The sequence below is a fragment of the Sulfitobacter undariae genome, from assembly GCF_014196805.1.
Taxonomy (GTDB): Bacteria; Pseudomonadota; Alphaproteobacteria; order Rhodobacterales; family Rhodobacteraceae; genus Sulfitobacter; species Sulfitobacter undariae.
Genome location: NZ_JACIEI010000017.1, coordinates 39,674 through 55,568, shown reverse-complemented (window position 1 = coordinate 55,568; position 15,895 = coordinate 39,674). Strand labels below are relative to the sequence as shown.

Sequence of the window (15,895 nt, the reverse complement as noted above, 5' to 3'; positions counted from 1 at the left end):
TTAACGGAGTTTAGGGTTCAGGGCGTCGCGCAACCAATCGCCAAGCATATTCACGGCCACAACCAGAATGCAGAGCTGGATCGACGGGAAAAGTACAATCCACCATGAACCCGAGAACAGATATTGGTTGCCCACACGGATCAAGGTTCCCAAAGATGGTTGATTAGGCGGCATTCCAACGCCCAGAAAAGACAGAGTTGCCTCGATGAGGATCGCCAAACCGAAATTTAACGTTGCCGCCACAAATATTGGGGTCAGCGTGTTGGGCAAAATATGATTGAACATCATGCGCCGCGCAGGGGTACCGACAAGGCGTGATGCCATCACATATTCTTTGCGACGCTCTACCATCGTCTGGGCACGCACCACACGCGCATATTGAACCCACGAATACATCGCGATCGCAAATACCAACACCGCTGCCAAGCCTGCTTCGCGAAAGGCCGGAGGCAGAAATTGCTGCACCACGGAACTGACGAGGATCGCGACCAACACGGTGGGGATAGACAGCAGGACATCCCCGATCCGCATTAAAACGTTATCGATCCATCCCCCATAATAGCCTGCAATAAGGCCAAGCCCGATACCCACAAACAAAGATACGGCGACCGAAGCGATGCCAATAATGATTGAAATCCGCGTCCCGTATAAAATGCCGGACAGAATATCGCGCCCCTGTACATCCGTTCCGAGTAGAAACGGCATCTGCCCCCCTTCGATCCAGATTGGGGGCAGCTCTGCGTTCCACAGCTCAAGCGCGGCCAAATCATATGGGTTTTGTGGAGATAAAACAGGCGCAAGAAAAGCCGTGATAATCACAAGAGCCAAAACGATGGCCGCACCAACGGCGGATTTATGCGACTTGAAGGACCACCATACATCGCTGTCCCAAAACCGCTGCATGCGTGTCTGCACTTTTGCTGGTTCTAAATTACTGCTCATTTGTCTGCTCCCCGTAGTCGTGGGTCAATGACGGCATATGCCATGTCCACAATGGTATTCAGCACCACGAATATCAGCGCTACGATGCACAGATATGCGGCCATGATTGGCACATCGACAAAGGTGACTGCTTGGATGAACAACAGCCCCATACCAGGCCACTGGAAAACGGTTTCCGTCACCAGCGCAAATGCAATCAAGCCACCGATTTGCATCGCCGTCATGGTCACCACAGGCATGAGGCAATTGCGCAATGCGTGGCGGAAGTGGATAGACCGCGCTGGCACGCCACGTGCACGTGCGAATTTTATAAAGTCGGACCGTAATACCTCAAGCATCTCGGCACGTACCAATCGCATCACCAATGTCACCTGAAACAGCGACAGCGAGAGTGCGGGTAGTACAATCGACATCTGCCCCGAACGTGTCAGCAAGCCAGTTGTCCACCACCCTAAGTCAACAGTATCGCCGCGCCCGAAGGAGGGAAACCAGCCCAGCCAAACAGAGAACACAAGTATCAAACCAATCCCCACCACAAAGCTGGGTAAGGATATGCCAATGATAGAGGTGAACTGCATCGCCTCGGCATACCAGCTCTTGCGTTTGATCGCAGTAATCACCCCCATCGGCACGCCCACAACAAGCGAAATAAAGGTGGCAACCAAAACCAATTCAAATGTCGCTGGGAACCGCTCAGAGATCATGTCCAATACATCGCGTTGGTTGCGAAAGGAGATACCAAAATCACCCTGCGCAGCACGTACAACAAAGGTGCCAAACTGCATCAAAAAGGGCTTATCCAACCCCAGTTTTTCGCGCAGGTCATCGCGTTGTTGCTGGGTCGCTTGCTCGTTCAACATTTGATCTACAGGATCGCCAACTGCTGAAAAAATAACAAAGGCAAGAAATGTAACGGAGATCATGACAAAGACGGCGTTCGACAGTCGTTTGATGATAAAGGCCAACATTGTAATAGTCTCCAATGGTGATGAAAAAAACGGGGCGACGCCAGCGCCGCCCCAGTTGCAGGGAGGTTACTTGGTTACGTACCACATGCGCGGTTTGTTATCGGGGAACTGCGGGAAGTCACTGAATTCTTTAGACACGGCCCACGCCATTGGCTGCTGGTGTAACGGCATCATGATGACTTCATCGCGTGCAATTTTCAGAGCATCCGTTTCCATCTGAAGACGGGTGTCACGGTCCAGTTCAACAGCCGCAGATTGCGTCAGCTTGTCCAGTTCAGGATAAGACCAGTCGCCCCAGTTAAAGACGCCCGAATTGCCATCCTTCGAGTGAAGCACCTGTACGAGAATGGAATAAGTGTCCAACATCGGGAGCGTTGCCCAACCCAAAGTGTAGACATCTGCCTTACCATTTGCACGCTTTGGCGTCTGTTTGGCTGTCGGGCCGATATCCAGCTTGGGTGACAATCCGACACGCGACCACATAGAAGCGATGGCTTGGCAAAATTGCTCTTCGTTCACATAGCTTTCGTTCGTGCAAACAAAGTCGAACTCGAAACCATCAGGATAACCGGCTTCAACTAACAAAGCCTTGGCTTTTTCAGGATCATAAGCGACCGGCTGGTCGAGTTCTGCGGAGTAGCCCGGGATTGATGGCGCAACCAAAGTACCTGCGTTACGCGATTTTCCACGCATCACCTTGTCACGGATCAACTCCATATCGACCGCCATTTGCATCGCCTGACGCACCTTCAGATCGTTCATAGGGTTCGTACCACCGGCAACCAGTTCGTCACGACGGTTAAACCCCAACATTACGGTACGTAAATCGGCGCGCTCAAGAATTTCGAGATTATCTGCCTGCTCTAACCGCGGGAGATCCTGAACAGGTGCGCTGTCGACAAAATCGACCTCACCAGACAGCAATGCAGCAACACGTGTGGCCGCCGATGAAATAGGCTGAAACTCAATACGAGTCAGGTTATGTGACGGCTCATCCCACCATGCTTCGTTTACTGTTAGAATTGTCTGCGCCTCAGGGGTGCGGGATTCCAACATGAACGGCCCGGTGCCATTTGTGTTAAATGTCGCGTAACCCTCGACACCTGCGCTGACATCCGTTGGCTTCTCGGCGTTATTTGCAACCAACCAGCCTTTGTCAAAAATATGGATGTTGGTCAGATCGTTCAATAACAGCGGGTAAGCACCGTTCAGCTCAACATCGATTGTATAGTCATCGACAACCGTCGCACTTTTATAGGCTGGAAGGTTACCCTTTAGCGGCGACGCTTCATCACTTACACGCAAAAGCGACGCGAGCACGTCTTCCGCAGTGAAGTCAGCGCCATCATGAAACTTGACGCCCTCACGCAGGGTAAAGCGCCATGTCGTAGGAGACACAAGCTCCCAGCTTGTTGCCAATGCTGGCTCAATTTCCAAATCACGGTTGTAGCGGACCAATCCCTCATAAACGTGATTCAAGAAGTTAATCGTATAGCTGTCGCCATATGAATAAGGGTCCAAAGATACGATATCACGCGGCGCACCCCAACGAACGGTCTCAGCATGGGCAGCCGTTGCCAAAAGAGTCGCAGTAACCCCTCCGATCACTCCATGACGTAGTGTCTTTAACATTTCCATTTTAGTCTCCCTGTTGATGCGCACGAAACATGAGGTGAATCGTATACAAATTTCCCTTTAGCGCCTGAAACGATACTTGAATCGGCATATTATTATGCGAAATGCCCAGCAAGAGGGCATCATCATTAACTAAGGTTAGGCATGAAAAACAATTTGGTCTACAAAAATAATTAAAAATTGTATTCAATCAGTGCATACAATAAGATCAACCCAGTTACTGCCTAATTTTGCATCAACTTCATTTAGGTCCCACATGTACAAATCTTCGACACGCAGTTTTCCCGTCTACGATTCGCTCAGACAGGCAATCATCGAACAAGCGCTCAAACCTGGCGTGAAGCTTCCAGAGGACTCCATAGGAGAGACTTTTGGTGTCAGCAGAACGACCGTCCGCAATGCCCTTGTGCGCCTAGACGCAGAGGGTTTGGTCGACCTGCAGCCAAACAGAGGCGCCTCTGTTGCAGTACCCACCATCGAAGAAGCATATGATATTTTCGAGATGCGGCAGTGTCTTGAGCGCGAAGTCATGCAGCGCCTTTGCAAGATGGACACAAAACCCATCATCAAGTCACTGAAGGCTCATCTGGCACAAGAGAGGAAGTACCTCGACGTGGATACAACCCGATCCATTCGTCTTGCTGGTGAGTTTCACATCCTGCTCGCAGAGCTTACCGGCTCGAAAATCCTCGCCAACTACGTGAATGAAATCGTCTCGCGTTGCTCCTTGATCCTTGCACGATTTGCACAGGCCCATTCAGCAAAATGTGGCCTTGATGAACACACCGAGATCATCGCCGCGATTGAGGCTGGCGATGCCGAAAGGGCCGTTTCGCACATGCACCACCACCTGCACGGCGTGCAAGACCGCGCCCTGCTTAACCCTGACGAAGAAGGAAAGAACGACATTAGCGAGATACTTGCCCGCTACGTCACGCCTTCCACATAACGCTCTCCCCAACCGATAGATGGAGCCCCCGCATGGACAGCCAACCAACAAACTCGGACCGTTTTGACTTTTCTAAACTATCTGCCCGTGACCGCTATAAGCTCCTGATCGGGGCAGTTGTACCGCGCCCTATCGCTTGGGTGACCACGGTTGACGAAAACGGCGTGCCCAACGCCGCACCCTTCAGCTTTTTCAACTGCCTATCTTCTGACCCAGCCATTCTTGCCTTGGGCGTTGAGAACTATGCCGACATGCGCTTCAAAGATACCGGCCACAACATACGTGTAACCGAAGAATTCACCGTGAATATTGTTGGCTTTGACAATCTACACGCCATGAATGTTACAGCCGTGCCCTTCGCCCCCGAGGTGAACGAATTCGAAGCGGCGGGCCTAACGATGATCCCGGGCGAGTTCGTTTCTTGTCCTCAAATTGCGCAAGCGCCTGTTAGGTTTGAGTGCAAGCGGCACACTACTCTAAACATTGGGAAATCACGTGAAATCATTCTGGGCGAAGTGCTGGCAATGCACAGTCGGCCCGGAATCGTAAACGACCGCCTGCATGTAGATGCCCAAGCGCTGGACGCATTAGGCCGCATGGGAGGACACGGATATTGCCGCTCAAACGAAACGTTCGATCTGCCAACACCGTCCGAGGCGGAATGGCGGGCAAATAATGCAGGGACAAATTAACCTATATGCGCTTACTCATCGTCAACCCTAATTCGACCCAAGACATGACGGACCGCATCGGAGCAGAAGCCCGCGGCTATCTTCCGGAAGGTATTGAATTGATTTTGCGCACCAACCTATCTGGCCCTCCCTCGATACAAGGGGCGATAGACGGTGACATGGCATTACCCGGCACCCTAAGCCTGCTTCTCGAAACCCAATTTGACGCAGCGATTGTCGGTTGTTTTGATGATACAGGATTGGCGGAAGCCGCCGCATCGCTATCCAAGCCGGTTATCGGCCTCGGAGAGGCGGCCGCCCGTGCAGCAAACGAAGCCGCTGGCCAGTTTGCCATTCTCACGACCTCAGAGCTGTCTGTCCCCGTCATAGCAAAGAACATGGAAACTTATGGCCTGCTGACCAAATTAAACTGTGTTAGAGCAAGCCAAATCGACGTTCTGGATTTTGAAACCGACCGCGCGGCGGCGTCCAATAATTTGACCCAAGCGGCCAAGAATTTACTAATCGAAGCTCCAGATATCCGAACCATTGTTTTAGGTTGCGCAGGCATGGGCGGGTTGGCAGAAGAAATGGCTTCGGCGCTAAATATTGACGTCATCGACCCGATCAAAGCTTCAGTTAATATGGCGATAAAACGGTGTGAAGCCCGCACACCATCCAAAGCTTCATCATCATAAGATAGCCCCTCAAAGGCAGCTCCGAATGTAGAGCTGCGCCCCCTACCATCACCTCTAGTAGTGTGTTTTGGGGGCGCACATCATTTAGATATTGCTGTTGCAGCAATCCGGTCAGAGCACGACCAACACCCTCTAATTCTCCGCACTTTGTCGCCGTTGCAGCGGCAGAAATAATTCCTTGGCCTACTAAATATCCAAACTTTCCAAGTTCGCCCGCCAATTAGGCGATGCGGCCACTCGCAGCTTATAATTTAATCACCCCCAAGGTGAGTAAAGTTATTTTCGGTCCAACAACTGCCGTTGGCTCAAACGATGTGATGCAGATGAGCGCAAGCAACAAAGCAGTCGGAGCCGTCGCATTACCCTTAACATTCCAATAGATGTGCCAACGGCGAGCACCCTACAGCCGCGTGCTATCGGGTCCGCACGATTATCAGTCTATGGCGACGCGGCGGGCAAAACACGGCTGCGGGACCTGCGTCAATCGGGATCGCTTAAGCTGGTCTTTCCTCAGACCCATAGCAAAGACGCCGAGGTGATTTTGGTCAATACGGCTGGCGGGATAACCGGCGGTGACTGCTTTGACTTGGACATCGAGGTGCAGAACGGTGCAAAGCTGTCTCTTACCACACAAGCCGCCGAGCGGGCGTATCGCGCGCAAGTCGGCGAAACAGGCAGCGTTACATCGCGGCTCAGCGTCCATGATGGCGGCTGTTTGCACTGGCTCCCGCAAGAGTTGATCCTGTATGACCGCTGCGCATTGCGCCGCCGCCTTGATGTAACGCTGGAACCTCAGGCGCGATTTTTGATGGTAGAGCCTGTGGTTTTTGGACGCGCCGCGATGCCAGAGACGTTGGACGACGTCATCTTCAGGGATCGCATCAAGATCACCCAAAACGGCAAACACGTTTACATTGACGGCATGGATCTGCGGGGGGACGCAACCCGCCAACTTACCCGCCCGGCCATCGCCGACGGTGCAGGTGCGATGGCGAACGTCATTATGGTCGCATCTAATGCGGAAACGTTTCTATCCCCTTTGCGCGCCCTTTTGCCAGCAACCGCAGGTGCCAGCATGCTGAGCGATGGCGTGTTGGTAATCCGTCATCTCGCCACAGATAGCTTTGAGTTGCGCCGCACGCTGGTGCCCGCTCTTGAGCATCTTTCAAACAACTCCTTACCCACGTCCTGGAGACTGTAGCCCATGCAACTGACCCCCCGTGAAAAAGATAAACTACTGATCGCTATGGCCGCCGAAGTCGCCCGCAAGCGCCTTGCCCGCGGCGTCAAGCTTAACCACCCCGAAGCGATTGCGCTCATCACAGAAGCGGTGGTCGAGGGCGCGCGGGATGGCCGCTCTGTCGCGGATATGATGGAGGCTGGCGGCCATGTCGTTACCCGCGATCAGTGCATGCAAGGCATCGCAGAGATGATCACTGATGTTCAAGTCGAAGCCACATTTCCCGATGGGACCAAACTGGTCACTGTCCATAATCCAATCCGTTGAAAACCCAAGGAGCTCCAAATGAACCATATTCTGCGCAGTCTACCTTTTGTCCTTATTGCCAGCGCGTCAGCGGCACATGAGGCACCGCATTCGCACCATCACCTGACCGATTCAAACTGGATGCCGCTGGCTGCTGGTTTGCTGGTCATCGTCAGCGCTGCAATCTTGGCATGGAGCCGGAAGTGATCCCCGGTGAAGTGTTTCCCGCAGACGGTCTACTGACCCTCAACGAAGGGGCCGAGACCCTTACACTGAGGGTTGCCAACACGGGCGACCGCCCAGTGCAAGTAGGAAGCCACTATCATTTTGCAGAGACCAATCCCGCGCTCGAGTTTGACCGCAGCGCGGCGCGTGGCCTGCGCCTCGACATTGCCTCTGGTACCGCCGTGCGGTTCGAGCCGGGTCAGCGCCGCGAAGTAAAGCTGATACCCATTGGCGGGGCGCGACGTATCTTCGGCTTTAACGGTCAAGTAATGGGAGACCTCTAAATGCCGACCCAAATCCCTCGCGCCCAATATGCTGCGATGTTTGGCCCGACCACTGGTGACCGCTTGCGCCTTGCCGATACCGATCTCATCATCGAGGTTGAGCGTGATCTGACCACATACGGAGAAGAAGTGAAATTCGGCGGCGGTAAGACCATCCGTGACGGGATGGGGCAATCGCAAGTCACCCGTGCTGGAGGCGCGGTAGATACCGTAATCACCAATGCGCTGATCGTTGATCACTCTGGCATCTACAAAGCGGATGTGGCGCTCAAAGATGGATTGATCCATGCCATTGGCAAGGCAGGCAACCCCGACACGCAATCAGGCGTCGATATCATCGTTGGCCCTGGCACCGAAGTAATCGCGGGTGAAGGGCGCATCCTTACTGCTGGAGGTATGGACAGTCATATCCACTTTATTTGTCCCCAGCAGATGGAGGATTCCCTCCACTCTGGAGTGACCACCTGTTTCGGCGGCGGCACCGGCCCTGCCCATGGGACGCTTGCCACCACATGTACACCGGGGCCATGGCACATCGGTCGGATGCTGCAATCCTTTGACGGCATTCCGATGAACATCGGTCTGTCGGGCAAGGGCAACGCCAGTCAACCTGCCGCTTTGGTCGAAATGATCCAAGGCGGAGCCTGTGCACTGAAGCTGCATGAGGATTGGGGGACGACACCTGCTGCGATTGATTGCTGCCTGTCCGTGGCCGACGACATGGACGTACAAGTGATGATCCACACTGATACACTCAACGAGAGTGGTTTTGTCGAGCATACTGTTGCCGCTATGAAAGGCCGTACGATTCATGCGTTTCATACGGAAGGCGCTGGCGGGGGCCATGCCCCAGACATCATCAAAATTTGTGGCGATGCAAACGTCCTGCCCTCTTCGACCAATCCGACACGCCCTTTTACGGTGAACACGCTCGAAGAGCATCTGGACATGCTGATGGTCTGTCACCACCTGGATAAATCCATCCCCGAAGACGTCGCCTTTGCCGAGAGCCGCATCCGCCGCGAAACAATTGCCGCCGAAGATATTTTGCACGATATGGGTGCGTTCTCGATCATTGCTTCGGATAGTCAGGCCATGGGCCGTGTGGGCGAAGTTTTGATACGCACATGGCAAACCGCTGACAAGATGAAGAAACAGCGCGGACCGCTGGCGGAAGAAACTGGTGACAACGACAATATGCGCGTGCGCCGTTACATCGCGAAATATACGATCAATCCTGCGATTGCCCAAGGGGTGAGCCATGTCATCGGTGATATTAGCGTTGGCAAACGCGCAGATCTGGTACTCTGGAACCCCGCATTCTTTGGTGTGAAGCCCGAAATGGTTTTGATGGCCGGTACGATTGTTGTGGCCCAAATGGGGGATCCAAATGCCTCCATCCCCACGCCCCAGCCCGTTTATAGCCGTCCGATGTTTGGCGCCTACGGAAGTGCGCTGCGCCACAGTTCGGTCAGCTTTGTTTCGGGTGCGGCGCATGATGCGGGCATCGGAGTTACACTTGGTCTCGCCAAGCAAACGGTTGCCGTGAAAAACACCCGCACCATCGGCAAAGCGGACATGATCCTCAATGACGCATTGCCGATGATCGAAGTTCATCCCGAAACCTATGAGGTGCGCGCGGACGGTGTCCTGCTGACGTGCCAACCTGCCGAAGTGCTGCCCATGGCACAGCGCTATTTCATGTTCTGAGAGGACGCTATGACAACAACACCCATCGCTCAAGCAGTGCACCGCAAAGGGGACTGGAGCGGCCCCGCAGCCTGCTGTGAACTCGACTACACCGAGCGCTTCTTGCGGCGCAAGCGTCTGACCACGACGACCGGCGAGACGTTTATCGTTGATCTGGCACAGACTACTTCGCTGGATGACGGCGATGCACTTGTGCTTGATAATGGTGCGCTGGTCCAGATCACGGCAGGCGTTGAGGCCTTGTACAAAGTGTCGGGACCGCATCTTGTGCGGCTGGCGTGGCATATTGGTAACCGCCATACGCCCTGTCAAATCGGAGAGGACCACCTGCTAATTCAAGCAGATCCCGTCATAGGCCACATGCTTGAACATTTAGGCGCTGTGGTTGAGCCGATCACTGCAGCGTTTACACCCGAGGGTGGCGCATACGGCCACGGACGCACCCATTCACACGAACATGTCGCAACGGCACATGACCACTAACGGCGATATCGTCAACCTTGCGCAATGGCTCTCTCCTGCATTTCCTGTGGGCGGGTTTGCCTATTCGCATGGGCTGGAAACAGCCATCCAAGGCGGAACAATCAGCCGCGTTGGCGACTTACAAGACTGGCTATGTGATGTGCTGGAATACGGTAGCGGGCGCAACGATAGCATCTTGCTGCGTGCCGCTTATGCCTGCACATCACCTGCACAGATCGAAGAGGTCAACCAAACAGCCATTGCGGTTTCGGCCTCCCGCGAGCGGGTTTTCGAAACCCAGCAGCAAGGAACCGCGTTTGCACAAACCGTCGCTTCGATCTGGGGCGGAGGTGAGATGCAGGACGCAAATTCAGCCGCCCTTTGCTACCCTGTTGCGGTCGGATATGCCGCCACACGCGCGCAGTTCGACGTTGATCTCACCGCTACAATGTATCTTCACGCTTTCGCCAGTAATCTCGTCTCAGCCGCTGTGCGCGCCGTGCCTTTGGGGCAAACCGAAGGCCAGCGTGTCCTTGCCGCTCTTATCCCAGTTTGCGAACAGATTGTTCAGCGCACCGTCGGCACCACGCTGGACGATTTAAGCAGCACGGCTTTCCTCTCGGACATTGCCGCCATGCAACACGAAACACTACAACCAAGGATATTCCGCTCATGACATCTCTCAATGGACCTCTGCGCATTGGCATCGGTGGCCCTGTAGGCGCGGGTAAAACTACACTGACCGCCTGCCTTGCCCGTGTTTTGCAGCAGAACTTCTCAATCGGCGTAATAACTAACGACATCTATACACAAGAGGACGCAGAAGCCCTGATGCGGATGCAAATCTTGCCCCAAGACCGCATTATTGGTGTTGAGACCGGAGGATGTCCGCATACTGCAATCCGCGAGGACGCCTCGATCAATCTGGCCGCTATCGCGCAGATGCGCGCACGCCATAATGATCTTGATATTGTGATGATTGAAAGTGGTGGCGACAATCTCTCCGCGACATTCAGCCCCGAGTTAGCAGATGTGACGATCTACGTGATCGACGTCGCGGCAGGCGAGGATATCCCGCGCAAAGGCGGGCCTGCACTCACAAAGTCAGACGTTCTGGTCATAAACAAAACGGACTTGGCGCCCCATGTGGGTGTATCGTTGGATGTGATGAAACGGGATTGCGAAAAAATGCGGGATGGTCGGCCATATGTATTCTGCACACTGCGGCGGAATGACGGAACTGACGAGGTGCTGCGTCATATTCTCGAAATCGGCGGCTTTTAAAGCTCGGTGACAGCTAGATCGACTTGTGCTCTCATTCTTTCGTCTGGCAATCAGCGGCTATCGCCTATTGCGGGGCAGTCGCGAAAGGGCGACTGCCAATGCCGAATAGACAACCACAAGAACTAATTGGGTTTCAATCGCGCTGGCCACATCCCGCGCCGAAGCGCCCATTTGATCGACCGCGACAAAAGCGGAAATGGCCGTCGATGATGGAACAAGCAGCGATAAGCTCCGCAGATGGTCAGGTATCATTTCGACTGGCCAAGAGATGCCCGAAAGAAAGAACAGTGGCATCCCGATCACCACAAGTAAAAACACAACCCCTTCGCGCCAAGGAATGGCCATCGCGATGGCAAATCCCATTGCGATACAGGCACAGATAAACGGCACGGAGATCAACAGCAGCGTTGCCAGATCACCCGTGCGCGGAATACCGTAGAGATAAGGGATCAACATCTGCGTGAAGGCAACCCAGACCATATAAAGGGTAAAGTAGGCAGTAATCGTGGCCCACAAACGCTGGCCTGTTGGTGGCCTGCGCCCCGCATGCAGCAGTCCGATCCCCATCAATAACGTCTGCTGTAAGATCAAGACAAAGGCGGCGGGTATCACATAGCTAGCATAGCCGCCTTGTGGATTGAAAACAGCCACATTGGTTACAGCCACAGGCGATAGCATCGTACGCGCGACGCCATCGTCGACGCCCAATGCGGTGAGACGCGCATAATTGACCTGTGCGCCCATTGTCCCTGCAACCGTGGCAACGGCCCGCATTACATTCGAGTAGATCAATAAATAGCTACCGTCACTATAGGCGGCCACGGGCGCGGGACGACTGGCAAGAATGTCAGCCTCGAAGCCCGCCGGAATAACGAAGATCCCGTAAACATCGCGCCGGTAAAAGGCATCCCTTGCGGTTTCCATATCAGGGGCTGACATGGTCACATCGACCAAGTCCGTCACGTCAATTTCACGCACGAGGGTCCGACTGGCGGTCGAGTTGTCTTGATCAATGACCACCACAGGCACATCGCGCAGCACCTCGCCCACATAAGGTTGCGGGTAAAGAACGCTGTAAATCAGAATGCCCACAATCATCGTAGACTTGGCACTGTCATCGGCAAAGAGACGACCAATGACCCCGAGTATCTCGGCAATGAATTGGCGCAGCTTTTTCATGACGTGCTCTCTTGCGTGTCGGAGATCGTGTTTTCAGAAACCGGTGTTTGCGCCATTGTCTTGCGCGTCATGACCCACAGCAGGGCTGAGAAAATCAAAAGTTGGGCGAAAAGCCAGCCCATTGTCGGCAGAGAATACTCTAAGGGCGCCCCACGCAGCGTTTGATCTGTCCGCAATTGCAGGTATGGCGTCAGCGGTATGATCGCACCCCAAATCTGCGAAAAGAGCGTCATCCCGAAACGGGGAAAGCTAACACCAGCAAACCCGAAAGACGGTGCCACGATTAGCCCCATCATTCCAAGAGCACCCGTGGTGTCCTTGGCAATCAGCGCGATAAGCGCCCCCATGGCCTGACACGTCAGGATAAACACGAGCCCATTGAGGAAAAACACAAAAACGTTGCCACGAAAGCTGGCATCGAAGACGTTAAACAACAACACATCCCCAAGCAGCAAAACGAAGGTGCCCACAAGGGTGTAGGGTAGCAGTTTTCCTAATATCGCGCGGGTTGGCGATAACGCAATGCGTTGAAGGCGTGGCATGCCGTTTGGGGAATGGTGTTCGCGTGAAAACGACAGAACCGCAGTGGCACAGATGAATATCTGCATGACGGTCGGCATGATCGCCGAAAGCAGAAACTGGATGTAATCGAGTGAGGGGTTGAACAACGGGCTTTGCTGTACGGGAATTGGCGTGATCAAATCCAGCGCCCGATCGGAACCGACTCCTTGGGCCTCAAGCAGACGCAACGAAACACCCGATGAAAAGGTAGAAACTGTCGTACTTAGGCTACGCCCGACAATACCACCCGCCGTCAAGAACTGGCTGTTGGAAAACACCACAACTTCTGGCCTTTGCCCCAACAAGATATCATGCTCCAGACCAGCAGGGATCATCAGAACCGCATAGGCACGTTGCGCCACAAGCGCCTGCCGCGCCTCGCTAAGCGATGCAAGCTGCTCGACAACCTCAACATCAGCTGCCGCGTCAGCCATACGCACGATCTGGCGCGACATCGTCGACCCATCCAGATCAACAACAGCCACGGGAAGATCGCGCGGCAAACCCGGTGCAAAAATCACAGCCAGCATAAGAAACAGGATCAGTGGCAGCGGCACCAACGTAAAGGCAAGCGAAGGCCGCGTCGCAATCTGGCGCAACTCGCGACGCCAAATCCGTCGAAAACCGGGGGGAAGATGCGAGGGAGTCACAGGATTATCGACCGTTACGCACTGTAGCGGGCCAATCCACCAAAACGCTCATCCCGGGGCGTATTCCCGCAACTGCCGCCACAGGGTCAGCTCGCAAAGAAAAAGTCCGCAGATCAAAATCCCCCGTCGCTTTGGTGGCGCGCCAATTGGCATAACTACCTTGGACATTTATCGATGTGATCGTCGCATCGATCAGGGCAGCATCATCGCCCAAAGCAGGAATACGGACTTGCAGGGGTTGGCCAATCTCCAGTCCCTCCAAAAAGTCTTCGCGCAAGTTAAATGTAAACCATGCGTGGTCCACATCGACGATGGAAATCAAGGGTGCACCTGCACTAAACAGCTTGCCCAATTCTGCAGTACGTGTCGTCACCTCGCCGTCGATGGGGGATGCCACGATCATTTCATCCACGCTGGCTGTGGTCTGTAAAACAGATGCTTCAGCTTGCCTTACCTGGGCATCAGCCACAGCTCTTTGTTCTGGGCTCGCGCCATTACGCGCCTGATCAAGGCTGGCCTGCGCGGCTGCTTGAGCTTGAATTGCCGCCGTCAAATTATTGGCCGCCTGATCAAGTGATGCTTGCGACACAACCGAGTCGCCTTGCAGTTGGTTGACCCGATCAAAGTTGCTTTGCGCCAGCGTAACGCTTGAACGCGCCGATTCTAACTGGGCTTCAGCGGCGGCAATCGTTTCCGGGCGGGTGGAGTAAGTAAGGTCGCGGTTAGCCCGTGCAACGTCAAGCGCCGCGCGTGCTGCGGCAAGCTGCGCATCCAGTATCGCACTTTCCATCCGCACAACAACATCTTCGGCGACGACACGGTCCCCGATATTGACGGGCGTTTCAGAAACACGCGCCGAAATCATCGCTGACAAGTCTATGCGTGTCGCTTCTACTTCGCCTTGCACAAGGTAGGTCGCGGCTTGGCTCAATGTCCAAACCAGATAGCCTGCCGCCGCTGCAACAGCGATCACTGAGACCGCCACGGTTTTGTTCAGTTTCATCGGGAATCCTTGGCGTGAAGGTTATTAGGAAAATCACGGTTTTCTAAAATTATTGACAGCCCAATGTCAATCGCGAAATCTACGGCTCAAAAACCCGTGATGCACGTACAGAGGAAACACAATGTTTCGCCCTTGATTTATGAAAATTTCCGTTTTTATAAAGAGAAAGAGGAGAAGCGATGACAGAACAAATAAACGCCAAAGTGAAACGGCCCCGCGGCCGTCCCTCTGTGCGTACGGAGCAAGAAACGCGTGTGCTCTTGATTCAGGCGGCGACCGAAGTGTTCCTTAGCGAAGGATATGCAGGAACCAGTATTGAAGCCGTCGCCCGTAAGGCGGGCATGTCGACCAGAACGATCTACAAAACAGTTTCAAACAAGGCGAACTTGTTTCGATTGGTCGCAGACGACGCTATCGAGACAGGAATTGCGCATCTCGATACGCCGTCTGATGTGAAAACAGTTGAAGGCGCTGTTTTGGCGCTGGCACGTGCTTATGCCCACCTCGTTCTCGGTAACAGGGGCGTTTTGAATGCGCGAGCCGTGCTTGCAGAACAATCGCAATTCCCGGAGTTCCGCGATAACTACCTGTCTTCGATCGACACAGTGGCCGAGGCATTTGACCGCCGTTTCATTGCGATCCTTACTGACTGCACGTTTCCGGATGATGTTAATCTTTACGAGGCAGCAACCCTGCTGCGCAGCATGATTAACGGCGCGCAAAGAGAAGCCGTGCTCAACCCCAGTTATGATGGCACGGCCTCTGCCATAACTGCTTGGTCCGACAAATGTACGAACTTCGCTATAAAGGCGCTGCGACCTGCGAAAGCAGCCGGCGGTTAGGTTTCCAACGGAAAAAATCTGGTGGCAGTCGAGATTAAGCATACGCGTCTTTCGTCGCGATCTGGTCCCTTCTTACACTGCAATTGACAAGTGGCTTACCCTTTCGAACTCGTATTCTTCGCCTAACTTTAATCGTCCGAGTGTCGACCAGACTGAGAGCGCTACGCGTTCTGTAGCTTCTTGCCTGCTCCGCACTGGTCAGGCCTAGACGTTTGCCAGCATCACGCTGGGCCTGCCCGATCCAAACGCGAAGGCTGTGAGGCAACGGGTGAATACAGCTTCGAGGTCTTCTAGCTGTGTGTCTGCTCTAAAATGGGCAATTCACTGAGAGTTTTGCTCTCCGGTA

General features: G+C 54.0%; 18 protein-coding genes. 12 read left to right on the top strand and 6 right to left on the bottom strand.

The features are described from left to right. The 3 genes from GGR95_RS16265 to GGR95_RS16255 form a co-directional block, all read right to left on the bottom strand. Positions 1-942, bottom strand: a complete 942-nt coding sequence (locus GGR95_RS16265; protein WP_184567734.1) for an ABC transporter permease — start codon at positions 940-942, stop codon at positions 1-3. After that, complete coding sequence (locus tag GGR95_RS16260) at positions 939-1,910, bottom strand: ABC transporter permease (protein WP_184567732.1); 972 nt, start codon at positions 1,908-1,910, stop codon at positions 939-941. The genes GGR95_RS16265 and GGR95_RS16260 overlap by 4 nt, the downstream gene beginning before the upstream one ends. Positions 1,911-1,976: 66 nt before the next feature. Further along, positions 1,977-3,548, bottom strand: a complete 1,572-nt coding sequence (locus GGR95_RS16255) for an ABC transporter substrate-binding protein (protein ID WP_246423418.1) — start codon at positions 3,546-3,548, stop codon at positions 1,977-1,979. A gap of 253 nt (positions 3,549-3,801) precedes the next feature. On the opposite strand from GGR95_RS16255, the gene GGR95_RS16250 reads away from it, so the two are divergent. The 11 genes from GGR95_RS16250 (at position 3,802) to ureG (ending at position 11,314) form a co-directional block, all read left to right on the top strand. After that, complete coding sequence (locus GGR95_RS16250) at positions 3,802-4,494, top strand: GntR family transcriptional regulator (RefSeq protein ID WP_184567730.1); 693 nt, start codon at positions 3,802-3,804, stop codon at positions 4,492-4,494. A 32-nt stretch (positions 4,495-4,526) separates the two neighbouring features. Then, positions 4,527-5,186, top strand: coding sequence for a flavin reductase family protein (locus GGR95_RS16245; RefSeq protein ID WP_184567728.1), 660 nt, complete (start codon positions 4,527-4,529; stop codon positions 5,184-5,186). A gap of 5 nt (positions 5,187-5,191) precedes the next feature. After that, positions 5,192-5,863, top strand: coding sequence for an aspartate/glutamate racemase family protein (locus GGR95_RS16240; protein ID WP_184567726.1), 672 nt, complete (start codon positions 5,192-5,194; stop codon positions 5,861-5,863). Positions 5,864-6,245: 382 nt separating this feature from the next. Continuing rightward, on the top strand, positions 6,246-7,064 hold the full coding sequence (locus GGR95_RS16235) for an urease accessory protein UreD (RefSeq protein ID WP_343042342.1): 819 nt from the start codon (positions 6,246-6,248) through the stop codon (positions 7,062-7,064). A 3-nt stretch (positions 7,065-7,067) separates the two neighbouring features. Then, a complete protein-coding gene (locus tag GGR95_RS16230) occupies positions 7,068-7,370 on the top strand; it encodes an urease subunit gamma (RefSeq protein ID WP_184567724.1) in 303 nt (100 codons plus the stop codon). Between the two features lie 18 nt (positions 7,371-7,388). Further along, positions 7,389-7,556 (top strand): hypothetical protein, encoded by a 168-nt coding sequence (locus GGR95_RS16225; protein WP_184567722.1) that lies wholly within the window; start codon positions 7,389-7,391, stop codon positions 7,554-7,556. Continuing rightward, a complete protein-coding gene (locus GGR95_RS16220; RefSeq protein ID WP_184567720.1) occupies positions 7,553-7,858 on the top strand; it encodes an urease subunit beta in 306 nt (101 codons plus the stop codon). The genes GGR95_RS16225 and GGR95_RS16220 overlap by 4 nt, the downstream gene beginning before the upstream one ends. Then, positions 7,859-9,568 carry an urease subunit alpha gene (gene ureC, locus GGR95_RS16215; RefSeq protein ID WP_184567718.1) on the top strand — a complete coding sequence of 570 codons (1,710 nt, stop codon included), beginning with the start codon at positions 7,859-7,861 and terminating at the stop codon, positions 9,566-9,568. Between the two features lie 9 nt (positions 9,569-9,577). Next, a complete protein-coding gene (locus GGR95_RS16210; protein WP_184567716.1) occupies positions 9,578-10,051 on the top strand; it encodes an urease accessory protein UreE in 474 nt (157 codons plus the stop codon). Further along, a complete protein-coding gene (locus GGR95_RS16205) occupies positions 10,041-10,706 on the top strand; it encodes an urease accessory protein UreF (RefSeq protein ID WP_184567714.1) in 666 nt (221 codons plus the stop codon). The genes GGR95_RS16210 and GGR95_RS16205 overlap by 11 nt, the downstream gene beginning before the upstream one ends. Next, entirely contained in the window at positions 10,703-11,314 is a 612-nt protein-coding gene (gene ureG / locus GGR95_RS16200) for an urease accessory protein UreG (RefSeq protein ID WP_184567712.1), read from the top strand. The genes GGR95_RS16205 and ureG overlap by 4 nt, the downstream gene beginning before the upstream one ends. 57 nt (positions 11,315-11,371) lie before the next feature. Here ureG and GGR95_RS16195 read toward each other — a convergent pair whose 3' ends face one another. Genes GGR95_RS16195 through GGR95_RS16185 form a run of 3 tightly spaced genes read right to left on the bottom strand, consistent with a single transcriptional unit; the run spans position 11,372 to position 14,707 of the window. Beyond that, positions 11,372-12,493 (bottom strand): ABC transporter permease, encoded by a 1,122-nt coding sequence (locus tag GGR95_RS16195; protein WP_221384960.1) that lies wholly within the window; start codon positions 12,491-12,493, stop codon positions 11,372-11,374. After that, positions 12,490-13,704 (bottom strand): ABC transporter permease, encoded by a 1,215-nt coding sequence (locus GGR95_RS16190; RefSeq protein ID WP_184567710.1) that lies wholly within the window; start codon positions 13,702-13,704, stop codon positions 12,490-12,492. The genes GGR95_RS16195 and GGR95_RS16190 overlap by 4 nt, the downstream gene beginning before the upstream one ends. A 4-nt stretch (positions 13,705-13,708) precedes the next feature. Next, positions 13,709-14,707, bottom strand: a complete 999-nt coding sequence (locus GGR95_RS16185) for an HlyD family secretion protein (protein ID WP_184567708.1) — start codon at positions 14,705-14,707, stop codon at positions 13,709-13,711. A 179-nt stretch (positions 14,708-14,886) separates the two neighbouring features. Here GGR95_RS16185 and GGR95_RS16180 point away from each other — a divergent pair, with 179 nt between their 5' ends. Next, positions 14,887-15,549, top strand: a complete 663-nt coding sequence (locus GGR95_RS16180; RefSeq protein ID WP_184567706.1) for a TetR/AcrR family transcriptional regulator — start codon at positions 14,887-14,889, stop codon at positions 15,547-15,549. The last annotated feature ends 346 nt before the right edge of the window (positions 15,550-15,895 follow it).

What these genes read in the sequence shown, in the direction of transcription:
- GGR95_RS16265 (WP_184567734.1), bottom strand. Translation starts at nt 942, where the DNA reads ATGAGCAGTAATTTAGAACCAGCAAAAGTGCAGACACGCATGCAGCGG.
- GGR95_RS16260 (WP_184567732.1), bottom strand. Translation starts at nt 1,910, where the DNA reads ATGTTGGCCTTTATCATCAAACGACTGTCGAACGCCGTCTTTGTCATG.
- GGR95_RS16255 (WP_246423418.1), bottom strand. Translation starts at nt 3,548, where the DNA reads ATGGAAATGTTAAAGACACTACGTCATGGAGTGATCGGAGGGGTTACT.
- GGR95_RS16250 (WP_184567730.1), top strand. Translation starts at nt 3,802, where the DNA reads ATGTACAAATCTTCGACACGCAGTTTTCCCGTCTACGATTCGCTCAGA.
- GGR95_RS16245 (WP_184567728.1), top strand. Translation starts at nt 4,527, where the DNA reads ATGGACAGCCAACCAACAAACTCGGACCGTTTTGACTTTTCTAAACTA.
- GGR95_RS16240 (WP_184567726.1), top strand. Translation starts at nt 5,192, where the DNA reads ATGCGCTTACTCATCGTCAACCCTAATTCGACCCAAGACATGACGGAC.
- GGR95_RS16230 (WP_184567724.1), top strand. Translation starts at nt 7,068, where the DNA reads ATGCAACTGACCCCCCGTGAAAAAGATAAACTACTGATCGCTATGGCC.
- GGR95_RS16225 (WP_184567722.1), top strand. Translation starts at nt 7,389, where the DNA reads ATGAACCATATTCTGCGCAGTCTACCTTTTGTCCTTATTGCCAGCGCG.
- ureC (WP_184567718.1), top strand. Translation starts at nt 7,859, where the DNA reads ATGCCGACCCAAATCCCTCGCGCCCAATATGCTGCGATGTTTGGCCCG.
- GGR95_RS16210 (WP_184567716.1), top strand. Translation starts at nt 9,578, where the DNA reads ATGACAACAACACCCATCGCTCAAGCAGTGCACCGCAAAGGGGACTGG.
- GGR95_RS16205 (WP_184567714.1), top strand. Translation starts at nt 10,041, where the DNA reads ATGACCACTAACGGCGATATCGTCAACCTTGCGCAATGGCTCTCTCCT.
- ureG (WP_184567712.1), top strand. Translation starts at nt 10,703, where the DNA reads ATGACATCTCTCAATGGACCTCTGCGCATTGGCATCGGTGGCCCTGTA.
- GGR95_RS16195 (WP_221384960.1), bottom strand. Translation starts at nt 12,493, where the DNA reads ATGAAAAAGCTGCGCCAATTCATTGCCGAGATACTCGGGGTCATTGGT.
- GGR95_RS16185 (WP_184567708.1), bottom strand. Translation starts at nt 14,707, where the DNA reads ATGAAACTGAACAAAACCGTGGCGGTCTCAGTGATCGCTGTTGCAGCG.
- GGR95_RS16180 (WP_184567706.1), top strand. Translation starts at nt 14,887, where the DNA reads ATGACAGAACAAATAAACGCCAAAGTGAAACGGCCCCGCGGCCGTCCC.